The 17659-nt window shown below is 58.7% G+C and carries 20 protein-coding genes and 1 tRNA gene; 8 read left to right on the top strand and 13 right to left on the bottom strand.

Annotation, left to right across the window (positions count from 1 at the left end):
* Positions 1-24 precede the first annotated feature (24 nt).
* Together ahcY and NAP1_RS04105 are read right to left on the bottom strand one after the other, a co-directional pair.
* Positions 25-1443 carry an adenosylhomocysteinase gene (gene ahcY / locus NAP1_RS04110; protein ID WP_007163972.1) on the bottom strand — a complete coding sequence of 473 codons (1419 nt, stop codon included), beginning with the start codon at positions 1441-1443 and terminating at the stop codon, positions 25-27.
* Positions 1444-1584: 141 nt separating this feature from the next.
* A complete protein-coding gene (locus tag NAP1_RS04105; RefSeq protein WP_007163971.1) occupies positions 1585-2109 on the bottom strand; it encodes a hypothetical protein in 525 nt (174 codons plus the stop codon).
* 226 nt (positions 2110-2335) lie between these two features.
* Between NAP1_RS04105 and NAP1_RS04100 the strand changes: the two genes are divergently transcribed.
* A complete protein-coding gene (locus NAP1_RS04100) occupies positions 2336-2815 on the top strand; it encodes a peroxiredoxin (protein WP_007163970.1) in 480 nt (159 codons plus the stop codon).
* A 32-nt stretch (positions 2816-2847) separates the two neighbouring features.
* On the opposite strand, the gene NAP1_RS04095 is transcribed toward NAP1_RS04100, so the two are convergent.
* The 3 genes from NAP1_RS04095 to NAP1_RS04085 all read right to left on the bottom strand — a co-directional run bounded on the left by NAP1_RS04095 (position 2848) and on the right by NAP1_RS04085 (position 4702).
* Entirely contained in the window at positions 2848-3285 is a 438-nt protein-coding gene (locus NAP1_RS04095) for a PaaI family thioesterase (protein ID WP_007163969.1), read from the bottom strand.
* A 44-nt stretch (positions 3286-3329) separates the two neighbouring features.
* Positions 3330-3953 (bottom strand): GTP cyclohydrolase I FolE, encoded by a 624-nt coding sequence (gene folE, locus NAP1_RS04090; protein ID WP_007163968.1) that lies wholly within the window; start codon positions 3951-3953, stop codon positions 3330-3332.
* Positions 3954-4210: 257 nt separating this feature from the next.
* Positions 4211-4702, bottom strand: coding sequence for a hemerythrin domain-containing protein (locus tag NAP1_RS04085; protein ID WP_007163967.1), 492 nt, complete (start codon positions 4700-4702; stop codon positions 4211-4213).
* Between the two features lie 94 nt (positions 4703-4796).
* On the opposite strand from NAP1_RS04085, the gene NAP1_RS04080 reads away from it, so the two are divergent.
* The gene (locus tag NAP1_RS04080; protein WP_007163966.1) at positions 4797-5192 is read left to right on the top strand and encodes a metallopeptidase family protein; all 396 of its coding nucleotides are present in this window, start codon (positions 4797-4799) and stop codon (positions 5190-5192) included.
* A gap of 56 nt (positions 5193-5248) precedes the next feature.
* Here the strand turns inward: NAP1_RS04080 and NAP1_RS04075 are convergent.
* Both NAP1_RS04075 and NAP1_RS04070 read right to left on the bottom strand, forming a co-directional pair.
* Positions 5249-5325: transfer RNA gene (locus NAP1_RS04075), tRNA-Arg, on the bottom strand.
* 76 nt (positions 5326-5401) lie between these two features.
* Entirely contained in the window at positions 5402-5809 is a 408-nt protein-coding gene (locus tag NAP1_RS04070) for a (deoxy)nucleoside triphosphate pyrophosphohydrolase (RefSeq protein WP_007163965.1), read from the bottom strand.
* 96 nt (positions 5810-5905) lie between these two features.
* Here NAP1_RS04070 and NAP1_RS04065 point away from each other — a divergent pair, with 96 nt between their 5' ends.
* Positions 5906-6091, top strand: coding sequence for a Flp family type IVb pilin (locus tag NAP1_RS04065; protein WP_007163964.1), 186 nt, complete (start codon positions 5906-5908; stop codon positions 6089-6091).
* Positions 6092-6210: 119 nt separating this feature from the next.
* Positions 6211-6375, top strand: a complete 165-nt coding sequence (locus NAP1_RS04060) for a Flp family type IVb pilin (RefSeq protein WP_007163963.1) — start codon at positions 6211-6213, stop codon at positions 6373-6375.
* A 95-nt stretch (positions 6376-6470) separates the two neighbouring features.
* Here the strand turns inward: NAP1_RS04060 and NAP1_RS04055 are convergent, their stop codons facing one another.
* The 4 genes from NAP1_RS04055 to NAP1_RS04040 form a co-directional block, all read right to left on the bottom strand.
* Entirely contained in the window at positions 6471-7949 is a 1479-nt protein-coding gene (locus tag NAP1_RS04055) for a M48 family metalloprotease (RefSeq protein WP_007163962.1), read from the bottom strand.
* Positions 7950-8041: 92 nt separating this feature from the next.
* A complete protein-coding gene (locus NAP1_RS04050) occupies positions 8042-8998 on the bottom strand; it encodes an acetyl-CoA carboxylase carboxyltransferase subunit alpha (RefSeq protein ID WP_007163961.1) in 957 nt (318 codons plus the stop codon).
* Positions 8999-9009: 11 nt separating this feature from the next.
* Positions 9010-9897 (bottom strand): tyrosine recombinase, encoded by an 888-nt coding sequence (locus tag NAP1_RS04045; protein ID WP_007163960.1) that lies wholly within the window; start codon positions 9895-9897, stop codon positions 9010-9012.
* An 11-nt stretch (positions 9898-9908) separates the two neighbouring features.
* On the bottom strand, positions 9909-11804 hold the full coding sequence (locus tag NAP1_RS04040; protein ID WP_007163959.1) for a hypothetical protein: 1896 nt from the start codon (positions 11802-11804) through the stop codon (positions 9909-9911).
* A 274-nt stretch (positions 11805-12078) separates the two neighbouring features.
* On the opposite strand from NAP1_RS04040, the gene NAP1_RS04030 reads away from it, so the two are divergent.
* From NAP1_RS04030 to NAP1_RS04015, 4 genes are read left to right on the top strand one after another with little or no spacing between them, the layout of a single operon-like run.
* Positions 12079-12645 carry a shikimate kinase gene (locus NAP1_RS04030; RefSeq protein WP_007163958.1) on the top strand — a complete coding sequence of 189 codons (567 nt, stop codon included), beginning with the start codon at positions 12079-12081 and terminating at the stop codon, positions 12643-12645.
* The gene (gene aroB / locus NAP1_RS04025; RefSeq protein WP_007163957.1) at positions 12636-13775 is read left to right on the top strand and encodes a 3-dehydroquinate synthase; all 1140 of its coding nucleotides are present in this window, start codon (positions 12636-12638) and stop codon (positions 13773-13775) included. Before NAP1_RS04030 ends, aroB begins: the two co-directional genes overlap by 10 nt.
* Positions 13772-14542 carry a cyclase family protein gene (locus tag NAP1_RS04020; protein WP_007163956.1) on the top strand — a complete coding sequence of 257 codons (771 nt, stop codon included), beginning with the start codon at positions 13772-13774 and terminating at the stop codon, positions 14540-14542. The genes aroB and NAP1_RS04020 overlap by 4 nt, the downstream gene beginning before the upstream one ends.
* Positions 14542-15090, top strand: coding sequence for a chloramphenicol phosphotransferase-like protein (locus tag NAP1_RS04015; protein ID WP_007163955.1), 549 nt, complete (start codon positions 14542-14544; stop codon positions 15088-15090). Before NAP1_RS04020 ends, NAP1_RS04015 begins: the two co-directional genes overlap by 1 nt.
* A 1-nt stretch (position 15091) precedes the next feature.
* Here the strand turns inward: NAP1_RS04015 and NAP1_RS04010 are convergent, their stop codons facing one another.
* Both NAP1_RS04010 and NAP1_RS04005 read right to left on the bottom strand, forming a co-directional pair.
* Positions 15092-15361 carry a hypothetical protein gene (locus tag NAP1_RS04010; RefSeq protein WP_007163954.1) on the bottom strand — a complete coding sequence of 90 codons (270 nt, stop codon included), beginning with the start codon at positions 15359-15361 and terminating at the stop codon, positions 15092-15094.
* Positions 15362-15595: 234 nt separating this feature from the next.
* Complete coding sequence (locus NAP1_RS04005) at positions 15596-17632, bottom strand: acetyl/propionyl/methylcrotonyl-CoA carboxylase subunit alpha (protein ID WP_007163953.1); 2037 nt, start codon at positions 17630-17632, stop codon at positions 15596-15598.
* Positions 17633-17659 lie beyond the last annotated feature (27 nt).

Genomic DNA, 17659 nt, shown 5'->3' with positions numbered 1-17659 from the left:
CTTTCGCGATCAGTCGGTTTTGGATCAGTAGCGGTAGTGATCCGGCTTGAACGGACCTTCTGCCGGAACGCCAATATAGTCGGCCTGCTTCTGGCTCAGCTTGGTCAATTCAACACCCAGCTTTTCGAGGTGAAGCGCTGCGACCTTTTCGTCCAGATGCTTGGGCAAAACGTAGACGTCGTTCTCGTACTCGTCCGATTTGGTGAACAGTTCGATCTGAGCGAGAGTCTGGTTGGTGAAGCTCGCGCTCATCACGAAGCTCGGGTGGCCGGTGGCGCAGCCAAGGTTCACGAGGCGACCCTTGGCGAGGATCAGCAAATTCTTGCCGTCTGGCAGCGTCACCATATCGGTGCCTTCCTTGATTTCTTTCCACTCGTAATTGTCGAGCGCGGAAATCTGAATCTCGCTATCGAAGTGGCCGATGTTGCACACGATCGCCATGTTTTTCATGTTCTTCATGTGCTCGCCGGTGATGACGTCTTCATTGCCGGTGGCCGTCACGAAGATATCGGCACGCTTGGTCGCTTCTTCCATAGATACGACCTCGTAGCCGTCCATCGCAGCCTGGAGCGCGCAGATCGGGTCGATTTCGGTCACCATCACGCGTGCACCGCCATCGCGAAGCGAGGCAGCCGAACCCTTGCCGACATCGCCGTAGCCAGCAACACAGGCGACCTTGCCGGCGAGCATCACGTCGGTTGCGCGGCGGATTGCGTCGACGAGGCTTTCCTTACAACCGTAGAGATTGTCGAACTTCGACTTGGTCACGCTGTCGTTCACGTTGATCGCCGGGAACGGCAGCTTGCCCTGCTTGGCAATCTGGTAGAGGCGCATGACGCCCGTGGTGGTCTCTTCCGAAACGCCCTTAATCGTCTTGACGCTCTTGGTGAGGTAGCCAGGCTTCTTGGCGACGAAGGCCTTGAGCGCGCGCTGGAATTCGATTTCCTCGGCGTTGGCAGGGGCAGGCAGCTCCTCACCGGCCTCGATGCGAGCGCCCCACAATGCGAACATGGTGGCATCGCCGCCATCGTCGAGGATCATGTTGGCGGTGAGATCCGGGTCAGCTTCAGTCGACCAGTCAAAGATGCGGCCAACGTAGTCCCAGTAATCAGCCAGCGTTTCGCCCTTGATGGCGAACACTGGAATACCCTGGTCCGCGATGGCCGCGGCCGCGTGGTCTTGCGTCGAGAAGATGTTGCAAGTGGCCCAGCGCACTTCCGCGCCAAGCGCCACAAGCGTCTCAATCAGAACAGCAGTCTGGATCGTCATGTGAAGCGAACCGGTGATGCGCGCGCCCTTCAGCGGCTGCGTTGCGCCGTACTCTTCACGCAGAGCCATAAGGCCCGGCATTTCAGTTTCAGCGATGGCGATCTCGTCGCGGCCGTACTGGGCGAGCGAAATATCCTTGATAATGTATTCCTGAGCAGGGGCGAGCGTTGCCATATCTAATCGTCCTGTATTCGAGTGTCGTCGCGGGCAATCGCCCGCCTTTCGTTATGGCGCAGGCCATAGCGATCTCGATTAAACTGAGCAACTCAATATAAAGTTTTCTTTATATCCTGATATGGGGCGCACCGGCTGGCTTCAGAAAGCAGGCTCACCGATAGCGAGCGTTGGATATGCTTCCATAAGGCCAACCATCGAGTAGGTGATCCGGATGGACGGCGCCTGCTCCTGAGTAATCGGAGGCTTGGGGGAAGCGAACTCGTCCCCCAACGCAAGATCGGCTGCCGCTGCAAGCAGTCGCGCATCGGCGTGCTTGCCAAGGCTGCGCGTGAGTGCGGCCAGTTGCGCGCAGGACATCGAGGGATGCCCATCGCCAAAACGGTTTGCGATCTGCACGCCCATCCGGTCGAGCGATCTTGCACTGCCTCCAAGCGAACGCTGCAATGTCGCCCCCGCCCTGTTCAAGGTGGCAAGGTGCGATGAGGCAAAACGCTCGTATTCGGCGCGGAAATCGTCGCGACCGGTTCGACAGCGAAGCGATGACACCATCAACATGATATCGAGCGAGCGAAGTTTGTGCGCCTCACTCGTCTGAGACTGCGCCATTGTGGGCGCGCTCGCCATACTGAGCAGCATCGCAGCAAGACCACCAATTCCCTTCATCGAACACAAATGCATCGCAATTCTCCTGCTATCGTGCCCGTCCGCACAGAAGAAGATTGAGCGAGACGTTTACCCTCTTCCAAACACGCTTGGTAAACCGATCCTAACCATCGCATGTCCCGGAAAATCAGGCGTTGTGGTGGGCTCTGAAGCGCCTATATCGGGCCCATAATCATCCTCCGACTTCGCCCTAGGGGCGAGTCCGTAAACCATGATGGAGACTACAATGACGATTTCGGTTGGCGACAAGATCCCTGAGGTCACCATGGTCAAGGCGACCGCCGAAGGGCCTCAGCAGGTCTCCTCTTCCGAGTATTTCGCAGGCAAGAAAGTTGCCCTGTTCTCGGTGCCCGGTGCCTTCACCCCGACCTGTTCGGCCAAGCACCTTCCCGGCTTCGTTGAGAAAGCCGATGATCTCAAAGCAAAGGGCGTCGACGAAATCGTCGGCACTGCAGTCAACGACGCTTTTGTGATGGGCGCGTGGAACAGCGCGGCTGGTTCTGACGACATCACGATGCTCGCCGATGGCAACGCTGATTTTGCCGAAGCGGTTGGCCTGACAATGGACGGATCAGGTTTCGGCATGGGCAAGCGCGGTCAGCGCTTCTCGATGGTGATCGAAGACGGCACCGTCACCCAGCTCAACATCGAAGAGCCCGGCGACTTCAAGGTTTCAAGCGCCGAACACATGCTCGGCCAACTCTGATTAGAACGGGGCAGGCGCTGGCGGGCGCCTGCCTACTTCTGTGAGGGAAGCGCGTAGGTCACTGTGGATTGCGCGGCAATATTCGCTTCCTCATCCTGCCAGATGCGCACATCCACCGTCGCCAGCCTTCGACCGAGCTTGATGATCTGCGCATCGGCATAGAAATCGTGCGCCGCCAATCCGCGCAGAAAACACATGTTGAGATTGCTGGTCACCGCCATCGGCACGATCCCGACATGCGCGAGGATTACCGCGTAGGCAGCCCTGTCGGCGAACGCCATTTGCGTCGGACCTGAGACAATGCCCCCGGGCCTCAGCATCGCCGAGCTGGCGGCATGCCTCAATCGCATGAAGCCAGCGCGCAACTCGACGAAATCGTGAAAGCTGCGATCCTGCCCAGGAAAGGCCTCTACGAAAAAATCAGCGAGTTCGTCAGCGGTAAGAACGGGTTCGGGAAAGGGCGATGCCATGCACTAGCCATGGCGCGATTTCTCAAGGTGCTCAAGCTCGCTGATCAGAAGCCCATAAGGCTGAGCACTTCCTTGCGGCTGCGCGGATCCTCGAGGAAACAGCCCATCATGCGGCTGGTAAGCATTTCCACCTCATGAACTTTCACGCCGCGCCCCGTCATGCAGCCATGCTCTGCCTCGATCACTACAGCGACGCCGCGCGGCTCGAGGTTGTTCCAGATGCACTCTGCGACTTCTGCCGTGAGACGCTCCTGAACCTGCAGTCGATTGGCAAAACCGTGCAGCACGCGGGCGAGCTTTGAAATGCCGACGACTTTCTGGTCAGGAATATAAGCGATGTGTGCTTTGCCCGTGATCGGGGCCATATGGTGCTCGCAGTGTGACTGGAACGGAATGTCCTTCAACAGCACGATCTCATCATAGCCGCCAACTTCCTCGAAGATGCGGCTCAGGTGGACAGCCGGGTCTTCCTTGTTGCCAGCACAATACTCAAGCCACGCGCGTCCGACGCGCTTGGGCGTATCAAGCAGTCCTTCGCGAGTGGGATCATCGCCGGTCCAGCGGATCAGCGTGCGAATGGCCTCTTGCACATCTTCGGGGACTTCAGGCTTGTTCAATGGGTTCTCCGGGTCAAACTCAGCGTGATCATGCACGTTCACATAGTTCATGGCTATTCGCTTTCTGCGCAAGCGGGCTGACCCGGTGCTTGGCCGACCCTTGTTCCAACATGATCCCAGACGAACGAGCAGTGCCCTGCGGCACCCACTCAACATAGATACGATGGCACGGAGCTAAGGGATTAACCCTGGGGTGCATCAATCTGCGGGCCATGTAGGCACGCATCGCGCGATTGACCACCTTTACCGCAAAAAACAAGGCGCCCCCTGCCATCTAGCAGGGGACGCCTTCGTAATTGGTGGTTTGATTATTCCTTGGCGTTTTCGGCCTTTTCAGGGGTCACTTCTGCCTCGGCTTTCTCGGCTTCTTTGCGTTCGTCGAAAGTCTTGGTCATTTCCTTATCCATCTTTTCGTCGATCTGCTCGGCGAAGTCGGGGAAGTGGTCGTCTTCTTCTTCGGTGATGTGGTGGCGATAGCGTTCGTCGAATGACTTGAACTTGAGCATCCAGCCTGGCGAACTCATGTCAGTTGCGGCGAGGTCGTTCAGCATTTCGTCGATTTCATGGTGCTCGGCCACCGAGTGGCGCGTTTCGCCGCTCACTTCGGGATCTGCGAGCATCTCAGAATAGACAGCCTGCTCTTCAGCGGCCGCGTGGCTCTTGAGTTCCATGGTCAGCTCAGTGAACAGACGGCGGCGCTCTTCGCTGTCACCTTCGGTCTTGGCGATCTTGTCTAGCAGGTCGCGTTGACGGTTGTGATCGGTTTCGAGGCGTTCGAGGACAGTCGTCTGGGTGTTCATGATAATTCCTTTCGTTCTTACCCGACCTACACTCAGACCCAGGTGATCGTTCCGAATTCTTGTCCAGGCGACTAACAAGCACCACATCAGGCTAATGAGCTGGACAGAACCCACTGCCGCCGAATTCGAGACCGCTGCGCGCGACATCATTGCCCGCCTGCCAGACGAGTTTCGCGATCCGCTGACGGGCGTTGTGCTTCAGGTGAAGGAGTTCGCAAACGCCGATCAGCTTTCTTCTGTCGACATACAGAATCGCTGGCACCTCACTGGCCTTTATGAAGGAACGCCCTTGACCGAACAAAGCCAGTGGTCACCTTCGGAGATGCCGCCCGTAATCAGCCTTTTCCGCCAGCCCTTGCTTCGCGAAATGCGCGAGACAGGTGTCGGATTCGCAGACTTGGTCCGGCACGTGGTCATCCACGAGGCAGGCCATCACTTCGGCTTCTCCGACGAAGATATGCATGCGCTCGAGGATATGGCTGACGACTAGGGTGAGGCCGGGCCAAAACCAAAAAAGGGACCGACCCATTGGGCCAGTCCCTTTTTTGGCGCGCCAGGAAGGATTCGAACCTCCGACCGCCTGATTCGTAGTCAGGTACTCTATCCAGCTGAGCTACTGGCGCGCGGTGAGGGGCGGCAGATAAGGGGGTCAGCGCGGCTTGGCAACCCTTAGTTTCATGCAAATGTTGATCGATACGCTCAGCTACCGAAAAGTCGTTCGAAAAGCAGACTATCCAACGGCGGCTTGTCCAGTAGGCCGATCCCGTCACGATCAAACCAGTCGACAGCTCCGCCCTCCAACGCTTGCGGATCACCCTCCCAGGACGTGATCCTGTAAAGCAGTATTACAATCGGATTTGCGAGGCTGCGTCCTCTCTCGTCAGCAAAAGCTACAGGCTCACAGGCGCTTTCACTGACGATGATCCCCAATTCTTCCTGAAGCTCTCGAATCAATGCTTTCACTGGAATTTCAGTGGCTTCAACCTTGCCACCAGGGAACTCCCATAAGCCTCCATGGTGCTTTTCATAAGGTCGCCGATGCATAAGACACGTCCCATCCGGACGCATCAACGCGCCCGCGACAACCCAGATAACTCGTTCGCTCATGTCGGATTTTTTTCCATTTGCGCCGCTTGTTTCAACCTTTTCTTAACCCGTCGAACCGATTTTGAGAGCATCAGAAACGTATGGGTGGGTGACCTCATGAAATTGACGAACTTCCTCAAGCACATCGGAAACGACAATTCGGGTGCCACCGCCGTTGAATACGGACTGATCGTATCGCTGATCGTGGTTGCCATGATTGCTGCTCTCAATGGCGTTGCCAACGAGACCATCAAGATGTGGAGCGACGTAAGCGACACGGCTGAGGAACGGATGGGCGGATAATAATTTTTGAGAAAGGTCCGAAGTTAGGAATTTCTCAACTGCTGCATCTTAGACCTCAAATGTCCGTCCGGGAAACCAGACGAACAACGGGTACCGAAGACCAAACCAGGAGACTACACATGAAGTTCTTTAACAAGCTCGCTCGCGACGAACAGGGCGCCACCGCAATTGAATACGGCCTCATCGCTGCACTGATCGCAGTTGCTGCCGTTGCTGCAATGGGCACCCTCGGTAACACGCTGGCTGACACCTTCTCGCAGGTCGAGTCGGACATGGCTGGCTAAGTCGCAAGACTTACCAAACAAGAAAGCGGCGGGGTCTTCCCCGCCGCTTTTTTTGTGCGTTCAATCCGCGACAGATCGCCGATGCTATGAAGCGATTAGCGTCCTCGCACGACGATCTTCACCTTCTGCCCGGCGACCAGACCTTCGTTCGAACCCAACCCGTTCAAAACGCGGAAGCGTTCGACCTGAGCTGAGTCGTAAGCCATGCGGCGCGAGAGCGATGCCACGCTGTCTCCGCGCTGGACGGTCACAACATCGATCTGCCGCGGGATAACCTGCGAAGCTTCCGACTGACTGATGCGACGCATCGATTGATACATCGACGTAAACGTAGCTGAGCGGCCAGCCGGTGTGATCGCGGCAAAGTGGTAAGCTCTCTCGCGCGAAAATTCGTACGCGAACACGACAACATCCACTTGGCTATTGCCATTGTTCACGCGCGCAGTGCCGTATGCGGCCGGGATCCCATTGACAGTGGTGCGCTGGATGTCCTGCGGGGCAAGGTTGTTGTTCTGCCCGCCAAGTGCAGAAAACTGCTGCCGAATGTAGGTGTTGAGATCACCCGAATACGGAGCGAGGGTAAGCTGTGCTTGCCCGCTCTGGCCATTGATGCTGACCGCCCTCGTTGAGTTGACCATAAAAAAGCCCTGCGGCGCGGTGAAAGACAGCCTGAGTTCTGGGTGGATGAACTGGCGTCCTTCAATGACGCCCTGTTCAGGGTCATCTCCGTAAAGCAACCCATCAATACGGGTCAGGAAAGTGTCGCGGTTGGTCACCGACCCCGGAAGACCCTGCGCAGCGCTGGCAGCGCGGCGCACCCGGCTAGCGGGGTCAGGGTGCGTCGAAGCCCATTCGGGGACGCTCGCGTCACCCTGCCCTCGCAAACGCGCGTCGAGGTTGTTTTGTGCAGCGAGGCTCGCGAGGACAGTCGACATCGCATTGGGATCGTAACCCGCGCGGGTCAGATACTGAATGCCCAGATCGTCTGCTTCAATCTCCTGCGAGCGCGAAAAGCTCAGAGTGAGCAATTGCGAACCTTGCAGGAATGTCCGGGACAGCGTGTCGCCGATCGCGCTGTCTCCCAAAAGTACGCCGGACAGAATTGCTCCAAGGCCACCCAACAGTGAATTGCGTTGAGCAGCCTGTTGCCGGCGCTGCGAATGGCGAGCGGCTACGTGCCCGACTTCGTGGCCGAGTACGCCTGCCAATTCTGCTTCATTGTTCATCAGAGTGACGAGCTGACGAGTGGTGTAAATGTATCCGCCAGGAACCGCGAATGCGTTGTTAACGGAGGAATTGAGGAGGCTGACCGTGAAGCTCTCGCGTGCGTTTCCAAGACCGGACTGCACCGCGATATTTTTGCCCACTTGCTCGACATAAGCAGCTTGCGGGCCTCCCATCGCGCCCCCGAACTGAGCGAGCAATTGCGGATGGTATTGTGCGCCCTGCTGCGCTTCGCTGGTCGTGATCGGTGTTGAGGCTGATGGGATCGAGCCTCCTCCCATGCAACCCGTCAATGCGAGCGCGAGCGCAGATGTCACTGCGGCGCGTGCGAGAAAGTTGGCGGTTTTCATAGCTCTGGCTCCTTCGCGACCAATCGCTCAAATTTACAAACGTATGCCACTACAATACGTCCGAAGGCGGGTTGGTTCCGAGAAGGTCGAGACTATCCGCCGAGTTGCAGGAACCGTTCCTCGCGCATCTGAATAAGTGCGGCACTGTCTTTTTTCGAAAGCGCGTCGAGCTCCTCGCTGATTGCTTTGCCAAGCACCTCGGCCGTCCCGACAGGATCGCGGTGCGCACCGCCGACCGGCTCCTTCACGATCCGATCAATAACGCCAAGGCGTTTGAGGTGCTGCGCGGTAATCTTCATCGCTTGCGCTGCTTCCGATGCCTTTTCGGCGGTGCGCCAAAGAATCGAGGCACACCCTTCGGGCGAAATCACAGAGTAGACGGCGTGCTCCAGCATCAAGACGCGCTCAGCACTGGCAAGCGCAACAGCACCGCCCGATCCGCCTTCACCAACGACGACAGAGACCATTGGCACCGGCAATGCGAGGCAAGCTTCAGTGGAACGCGCGATCGCTTCAGCCTGACCGCGTTCTTCTGCTTCGATCCCGGGAAAGGCTCCCGACGTATCGACCAGCGTGACGACCGGCAGTCCAAATCGCCCGGCGAGTTCCATCAACCGGATCGCCTTGCGATAGCCTTCAGGCTTACCCATCCCGAAATTGTGACGAATACGGCTTTGCGTATCATGCCCTTTTTCGTGCCCGATCAACATCACCCGGCGACCCTTCAATGTCGCAAAACCGCCCATGATTGCTTCATCGTCGGCGTAGTAGCGATCCCCGCCAAGCGGCATGAAATCGGAAAAGGCATGCTCGACATAGTCGCGGAAATGCGGCCGCTGCGGATGCCGCGCGACCTGAGTCTTTTGCCATGGGCTGAGCGACGCATAGGTGCTTGCCAGTAGATCGCTGGCCTTCTCTTCGAGACGCTCAATCTCTGAAGCGACATCAACCTCATGATTTACATCGAGATTGCGCATCTCACTGATGCGCTGCTCGAGGCTTGCGACAGGTTTTTCAAACTCGAGATAGGAAATCTTACTGTTTGCCATTGCTGTGGGCGCTAGTCCCTAGTCGTCGGGCGGGCAAGAGGGTGCCGCGAATTTACAAGTTCGACAAGCCGGGCTGCATCAACGTGAGTGTAGATCTGCGTTGTCGCGATATCCGCATGCCCAAGTAACGTTTGAAGTACGCGCAAATCAGCGCCTCCCTCCAGCAAATGGGTCGCAAAAGCGTGACGCAAAACATGCGGGCTGATACCCGCCGGGTCCAAGTCAGCACGCACAGCAAGCTCTTTCAGGATCTGAAACAGGCGAACCCGTGAGAGATGTTTTCCACCGCGCGATGGAAATAGATGGCCGGTCGGCGGGTCACTCGGGCGGACCTTGACCCACTCGGCAAGCGCCTCTTTTGCGCGCTCACTGACTGGGACCATTCGTGCCTGCCCGCCCTTCCCCTTGACCGTGATAAGCGGCGCATCGCGTGGGACCGAAACAAGAGGTAGGCTTACAAGTTCGGTCGCACGCAGGCCCGATCCGTAGAGCATTTCAAGGAGTGCAAGCTGTCGCAAGGCAGTCGGCTGGCCAGAATTCGCTTCGAGTTCCGCACGCTGGAGCAGTGTTTCCACCGCCTCATGGCTAAGTATTTTTGGCAAGGGGCGGCGCGTTCGTGGTTTCGGCAGTGCACCCGAAGGATCATCCTCGCGCCAGCCTTCATCCACGGCAAATCCGAAGAACTGTCGAAGGGCCGACGCTTTGCGCGCGACAGTCGACGGAGCGAGTGACGCCCACTGAGCAGACAGCTTCGCCACCGCTGCGCGCGATGCCTTGTCGAGATCTCCGAGAGCTTCTTCCGCGCCATCAAGATCACGTCGGTAGGCAGCCAGCGTATTCGCCGCCGCGCCTCGCTCGGCAGCAAGCATGTCGAGAAACGCCCGCGTCGCAGCCGACACCGCTTCTCGCCTCAGCCGCGGGCGACCGCCTCTGCGGCGATCATCCTGGCTTCTGCTTCAAGCCCAACGCGAGTAAGCGCGGAGGTGATGTGATAGAGGTGTAAGGGCGTCATCTGTGCCCAACTTTCGCCCTGCATTCCTAGCCCAACCAGAAACGCGACAAGAGCTGCATTTTCGACCTCCGCTGCGCGAGAGATCACGCGGCTCCAGCGGTTCTCGCGAGAAAAGTCGATATCTACCTGGCGCCCAAGGCTCGCCAAATTGTTTCCTGGGAGGCGGCCAAGCCCGCCAAGGCCGGCGATCAGGAACGCGGATTTGCGAGCATCTTCGCTCTCGTCAGCTGCAAGAAAGCTCTCGATACCCTGCGTTGTGGCTGCGCCGCTCTGAGGATCAGCAAGCGAGACCAAAGCCCATGCCAAGGAGCCTTCCTCAACCAGCCCGCTCCATGCGGCAGCGTCCCGGTCGAGACCGGCAGTCAGCATCGAGGCTATCAGGTCATCCGCGGCGTAAGCGCTCTGCCGGGCCGGCGTAATACGCGCGGCTGCATAAGCAGTCGTGATCATGCCAGCAAAGCCGAGATCGCCTTCTCCCCAAAGACCGCGCATCGCGTTGATCCGGTTGGCTGGGTCGGTCGCCACATAGGCATCACGCAGCCTCGCTGCTCGGCCCGCTGCATCGCCGCCGATTGCCTCGTTCGAGTAGATCTGCGCGTAAAGATCGACCATCGCGCTTGATGAAAGAACACCTTTGCTGGCGGCTTGTTCCGCGTATCGCGCTCTTTCTGCCAGCGGCAGCATAGGCGCTGAGGCAGATGCCAGCTGATAGTAGTTTGCCCGCTCTCCCGCGAAGGCATCGTCGATGATGCCCTGAGGAATATCCTCGCCCACTGCGATCGCGAGGGAAAAGCGCCACGGCGTCAGCTCTTCGACGCCGTCCCATGAAACCGTTGTGCCGCCGCGTCCCCGTCCGGCAGCACCCGCGTAGCGTTGAGCCAACAGCAGGTCGATTTCGGGCGCTATCTCGCGCGATTGCGCACTGTTCAGCTGCGATGCGGCAAGAGCCCCCTCCCCTGCATAAGCGTTGCAGATCGCCTGGAGCATGACCCATTGCGGGTCTTCACGTACTGACCCTTGCAAACGGACTGCTGGGCAAGCACCCACGACATCGCTAGTCGCGATATAGGCCGTGAGAGCCTGCGAGGTCATCGCGGTATTCCAGTTCCCGGTATCGACGTCCTGCGCAATCGCGCGTGCGACAGCAAACTCACCCATGCGATTGAGAACTCCTGCTCGCAATGCTGCGAATTCGACTGGGTCCATGCCTTCCGGGGCTGCAAGCCGGCTGGCAAGAGCGCGCCGCATCAGGATATGACCCCAGCGCGAAACCAATGGGCCTTTGGTCCCGGCAAGCACCGCCCTCACAAGGCTTTCAGGCTGGCGCGCGAATGACGCGACCTGAAAGCCGCCTTCCTCTGGGGAAAGCACGCCCACTTGGCTTAGAGCGCGGCGCGCGGCAGGCGGAATATCGTATTGCGGTTTAAGACCGAGCAAATCGTCGAGCTGATCGGTCGAGAGTTCTTCGAGTTCCTCGAGCGTTGGAATGCCCGCCAACTCGTCATTCGAAAGCTGCGGCACGAACGGCAAGTCGCCGGGAACCTGGGGCGGCGCGACGCCAGGTGGCGGTGCGGTCACTGGTGCCGCCGGAACAGCTGGCGCTGGCGCTGCGGTCGGCAAAGCGCTTGGCCGCGCACTTGGCGTAGGCGTCGGTGCCGGATCGTCGAAACCAGGAGGCAGCAGCGATTCAGGCGCTTCCTGTGCTCCGGCCATAGTGACTGCCATCACGCCTCCGGCAGCCCCGGTGAGTGCAAGCGCGGCAATCCAGCTGCCTGTTCCGATACGCTTTGCCATTCTCACTGTCCGCCATCCCTGGCGTCGCTCAATGGCGAGGTGATCGGCTGGCTAATAGGATGAAGCGGTTCCTCTCCGCCGTCGACGTAAGCGATACCGAGTAGAAGTAGGACCACCGCCACCGCGTAAAAAGGCGCGCGACGCGACAAACCAGAAGGTCGATCTGTAGACTTGAAATGCGCCGATTGGACCGGCTGATTGGCGCTGCCCATCGCTTTGCTCGAATATTCAGACATATTGCGTGCGCTCTACCCCAAGTATAGGCCTGCTCGCAATGACTGCTGATACCGCCCTCACCAACAGCGAAATTGCCCGGATCGCTCGGACAATCGATAAGCCGATTGTGCTGGTTGGTTTGATGGGCGCTGGCAAATCAACGGTAGGAAGGCGTTTGTCTAGTCTGCTCAGGCGCGACTTTGTCGATGCCGACGACGCGATTGAGGAAGCCGCGCAGAGGTCCATCCCGGAAATCTTCGACGAGTTCGGCGAAGCCTATTTCCGCGACGGTGAGCGGCGCGTTATTGCGCGGCTGATAGAGGAGAAGCACGGCGTCATCGCAACCGGCGGCGGCGCATTTGTCGATCCTGAAACGCGGGCCCTCATTCTCAAGCAGGCCATTGCGGTCTGGATCGACTGCGATATCGACACACTCGTTGAGCGTACATCCCGCCGAAACACGCGTCCTCTGTTGCGCCAAGGCGACCCAAAACAAATCCTGAGCGACCTGTTTTCCAAGCGTGAGCCATTCTACAAACAAGCGCAGGTTCGCGTGCTCAGCGAAGATGGCCCGCACAAGGACACCGCTCGCGCAATTATCGAGGCAATAGACGCATGGCTCTGACAAACTCGACCGCTATCCGTGTGGAGCTTGGCGGTCGTTCCTATGACGTGCTGGTGGGACGCGGGCTGCTCGACGACATCGTAGTACAGGCTCGGCCATTTCTCGGACCCTATGCCGGTCGCAAGGTGCCAATCGTCGCGGACGTAAATGCACGCGAACATCATGGAAAGCGCCTCGCCCGCTCGCTCGCAAGCGACGGGTACGAAATCGCATGGTACGATGTCGCGCCGGGTGAAGGCTCGAAAAGCTGGGAGAGCCTGGAGCGATTGACCGACTGGCTTCTCGACCTCGGCATTACGCGCTCTGACCATGTATTCGCGCTTGGCGGCGGCGTCGTCGGCGATCTGGTCGGCTTTGCCTGCGCCATCCTCAAGCGCGGTTGCGGATTTGTGCAATTGCCGACCACACTATTGTCGCAAGTCGACAGTTCGGTTGGCGGAAAGACTGCAATCAACACCCGGTCCGGCAAGAATTTGATCGGCGCATTCCATCAACCGTCACTGGTTCTGGCCGACACGCAGACGCTCGACACGTTGCCTGATCGCGAAATGCGCGCGGGCTACGCCGAAGTGCTCAAATACGGACTGCTCGGCGACGAGGCATTCTTCGCATGGCTCGAATCCAACGGTCCGGATGTGCTCGCCCGAAATCGCGAAGCGCTCACCCACGCCGTTGCGACCAGTATCGAAGCCAAGGCGCGGATCGTTGCGGAGGATGAACGCGAGACGTCGGGCAGACGCGCCCTTCTCAATCTTGGCCACACCTTCGGCCATGCGCTTGAGGCTGAGACGGGTTTTTCGGACAGGCTGCTCCATGGGGAAGCGGTTGCACTCGGAATGGTGCTCGCCGCGCGCTATTCGGCGCGGCGGGGTGAGCTAGCGGCTGCGGACGCTGAGCGTGCTGCGCAAGCGATTGCGGAATCGGGACTGCCCTCCGAGATCGCGAACCTCGACATGAAATGCGACGGCAAACGTCTCGTCGATCACATGCGCCACGACAAGAAAATGGAAGCCGCAGGAACGCTGCCCTTTCTTCTACTCAAGGGTTTAGGCGAAGCTTACATGGCCAGAGACGTCGATCTGGGCGATGTCGCCGCGTTTCTGGATGAACAGCTGAAAGTGCCCGCATGACCCGCTTCATCGATCTCTCGATCCCGATCACCAATGACGTGATTTCCGATCCAGAGGTGATGCGGCCCAAGGTCACGTACATGACCCACGAACATACGTGGGAACAGATCGCGATGTTCTTCCCGGGCCTTGAGCAAGACGATCTGCCCGATGGCGAAGGCTGGGCGGTCGAGATGCTGGAGCTGTCGACGCATAACGGCACGCACATGGACGCGCCGTGGCACTACCACTCGACAACCAATGCGGGCGCAAAACCCGCGCCCAGTATCGACGAAGCACCGCTGGACCGATTCCTGCGTCCGGGCGTGAAACTTGATTTTTCGCACCTGCCTCACGGCCATGTCGTGAGCGCGGCCGAAGTCGAGGAAGCCTTCGTCAAGATCGGATACGAGGTGCAACCCCTGGACATCGTCCTCGTTCAGTCGGGCGCAGTCTATGGCACGGACAACTTCACCGATCAGGGCGTCGGGCTAGGCGCAGAGGCGACGCTTTGGCTGACCGAGCGCGGGGTCGAGGTAGTTGGAACCGACGCATGGAGCTGGGACGCACCCTTCAGCCACACGGCTCGCCGATGGGCGGAGAACCGCGATCCTTCGATCATTTGGGAAGGACACAAGGCGGGCCGCATCCGTCCCTACTATCAGATCGAAAAGCTCACCAATCTGGAAAACCTTCCAGCACATGGCTTCACGTTCAGCTGCTTTCCAGTGAAGATCGAGCGGGCTAGCGCTGGCTGGATTCGCGCGGTCGCCATAATCGAGGACTGATGGCCCGCATCATCATCCTCAACGGGGTTAGCAGCGCCGGCAAGTCGTCACTGGCGCGCGCAATTCAGGGAAAAGCGGATCGAACTTTCCTCCACATAGAAATGGACGCGTTCATTTCGTTTCTGCCGAATGGTCATGAATTCAGGCCGGAATGGTTTGAGGTGCAGAAAATTCCAGGCGAGCGCTCGCCTCTCCCGCGCATCATCAATGGCCCGCGCGGCGAAGCATTGCTGAGCGTCATGCGCCAATTCGTCTTCAATGCCGCAGACAGGCGGCTCGACATGATCGTCGACGAAGTTTGCCACGCGAGAGAGGTGCGCGATTATCGCGATGGCTTGGTCAATCACGATCTCACTGTCGTGAAGGTCCATGCACCGTTGGACGTCGTCGCGGCGCGTGAGAAGGCCCGCGGCAATCGCCTGATCGGGCTGGGACAAGAACAATCAACCCATCTGCACGACGGCATCGACTACGATGAAGTAATAGACACGAGCTCAGGTTCTGCGCGCGAGTTAGCCGCGCAACTTCTGAGCCGGATCGCGACCTGACCTAGCTGGCCGTGCGTTCCGGCAGCTTAGTCACTTTCGGAGCGACCTCTATTACGTTCGAGCCGTCGCTTTCGATCATCACGTCATGCTCGGCAAACAGGCGCTCGATTTCCGCCCGGTTTTCTAGGATCGTGTGTGCAATGCCTGGGGCCAGACTCTCGCCATCGCCAATCTGACCGAGCATTGCTGCAAGATCGCTTTCGGTCGCTTCGCGCGCCGATTTAAAGAAATGGCCCCTACGATCGAAGTAGCCAGTGCCTTTTTTCGCCACAACAATTCCCCTCAAGATGCGAAATTGCGGATCACTGTCGAATCGGAGAGCCCGACCCGACAAACAATATCGTCCCTGAAGAGGCTGCGATGCGCCAGCTTGTTAAGCTTAATAATCTCTCAAAAAGCCAAATTCGTCGGATCGGTACAAAAACTTCGAACGAATAGAATGCCTTGCAAGAAGAAAGTTACTCGAAGCTCTTAGATTGTGAGCCAGCCATCGACCCGCATCACTTTATTCGAGTTCGAGAATCACTGCGTCAACTGCGAGGCTTTCGCCTTCCGATGCATTGATCTTGGCAATTTTGCCTTCCTTCTCGGCGCGCAGGATGTTCTCCATCTTCATCGCCTCGACAGTCGCAAGCGGTTGGCCGGGCTGGACTTCCTCACCTTCCCCGACATGCAGCTTCACCAGCATTCCGGGCATCGGGCAAATAAGCATCTTGGAAAGATCTGGCGGCTCTTTCTCGATCATGCGGCTTTCGTGTTCAGCAAGCCTTGCGGGGAGTACGAGCGCCTCGTGAGAAGCGCCGCGCGTCGTTATCCTCCAGCGAACGCCGACGCGCTCGATCTGCAAGACCATCTCGTTGTCGCCAGTGACGTGTGCGAAGGCCTCACCGACCTCCCAATCCCAGGTTCCGTTTAAACGCTGGCCATCGACGGTTGCCCCGCCCTCTTCGAGCATGACGTCAAAGGTCTGGCCGCCGATCTTCACCATCCAGTGCGATGGCGGGTTGTCGGTGCCATTCAACTGACCCGAGATCCGCCTTGCGCGCACCTGCTGCGTGAATTCTGCTCCTGCGAAAAGCCCGGCCAGCTGGCGCAGCCATTCTTCACTTGCTGGAGCGCCTTCGAAGCCTTCGGGATACTCCTCCGCGATGAAGCCGGTCGTCAGTTCGCCGGATCGGAAGCGCGGGTGCTGCATGATCGCCGACAGGAAGTCGACATTGTGGCCCAGCCCCTTGATCCGGAAACGATCGAGCGCTTCGATCTGCAAGTCGGCAGCCTGCTCGCGTGTCGGAGCCCATGTGATCAGCTTGGCGATCATGGGGTCGTAGAACATCGACACCTCACCGCCTTCGAACACGCCGTCATCGACGCGCACGCTGCCTACGCCTCTTGTCACACCCCGGCGCGGTTTTCCTGCGACTTCGCCATCGTCCTCCCAGCCGCGGACGCTGGGCGAATATTCGATCAGGCGTCCGGTCGATGGCAGGAACCCGCGATAGGGATCTTCGGCATAAACGCGGTTCTCGATCGACCAGCCGTCGATCCCGATATCATCCTGAGTAAGCTCAAGCTTTTCGCCGGCTGCGACGCGGATCATCTGTTCGACCAGATCGACCCCGGTGATCGCCTCGGTCACCGGATGCTCGACCTGCAGGCGCGTGTTCATTTCGAGGAAGTAAAAGCTCTCTCCGGTCTTGTCCGCACCGCTGACGATCAACTCGACCGTACCGGCGGAGTGATAATCCACAGCGCGCGCCAGAGCGACGCATTGCTCACCCATGGCCTTGCGCATCTTCTCGGTCACGAAGGGGGACGGAGCCTCTTCGACGACCTTCTGGTGGCGTCGCTGGATCGAGCATTCACGCTCGTTCAGATAAAGGATGGTGCCGTGCTTATCGCCGAGGATCTGGATTTCGATGTGGCGCGGGTTCTCAATGAACTTCTCGATGAAGACACGGTCGTCGCCGAAGGAATTAAGACCTTCGCGCTGGGTTGCTGGAAAGCCTTCTTCGACATCCTTGTCGTTCCACGCGAGGCGCATGCCCTTGCCCCCGCCGCCAGCCGAAGCCTTGATCATGACCGGGTAGCCGATGTCCTGGCTCACCTTGAGCGCTTCTTCGGTCGACTGGATCGCGTCTTCTGAACCCGGGACCGTGTTGACGCCAGCTTCCTTGGCGAGGCGCTTGCTCTCGATCTTGTCGCCCATCGCGGCGATGGCGCCTACGGGCGGACCGATGAAGGCGATGTTCTCCGCCTCCAGTGCCTCCACGAAGCTCGCGCGTTCGGAGAGGAAGCCATAGCCGGGATGGACCGCCTCAGCGCCCGTTTCTTTGCACGCCGCGATAATCTTTTCAGGGATCAGATAGCTCTCGGCCGCTGGAGAAGGTCCGATATGCACCGCCTCATCCGCCATGCGCACAAACGGCGCGTTGCGGTCCGCATCGGAGTACACCGCGACGGTTGCGATCCCCATCTTGCGAGCGGTCTGAATGACGCGGCAGGCGATCTCGCCGCGATTGGCAATCAGAATCTTCGAAAACAAACGGGCCTCCGTGGGCGGTAAAGCGTT

Source organism: Erythrobacter sp. NAP1, assembly GCF_000152865.1.
In the GTDB taxonomy this organism is placed as follows: domain Bacteria; phylum Pseudomonadota; class Alphaproteobacteria; order Sphingomonadales; family Sphingomonadaceae; genus Erythrobacter.
This window is presented reverse-complemented; position numbering and strand designations above follow the sequence as displayed.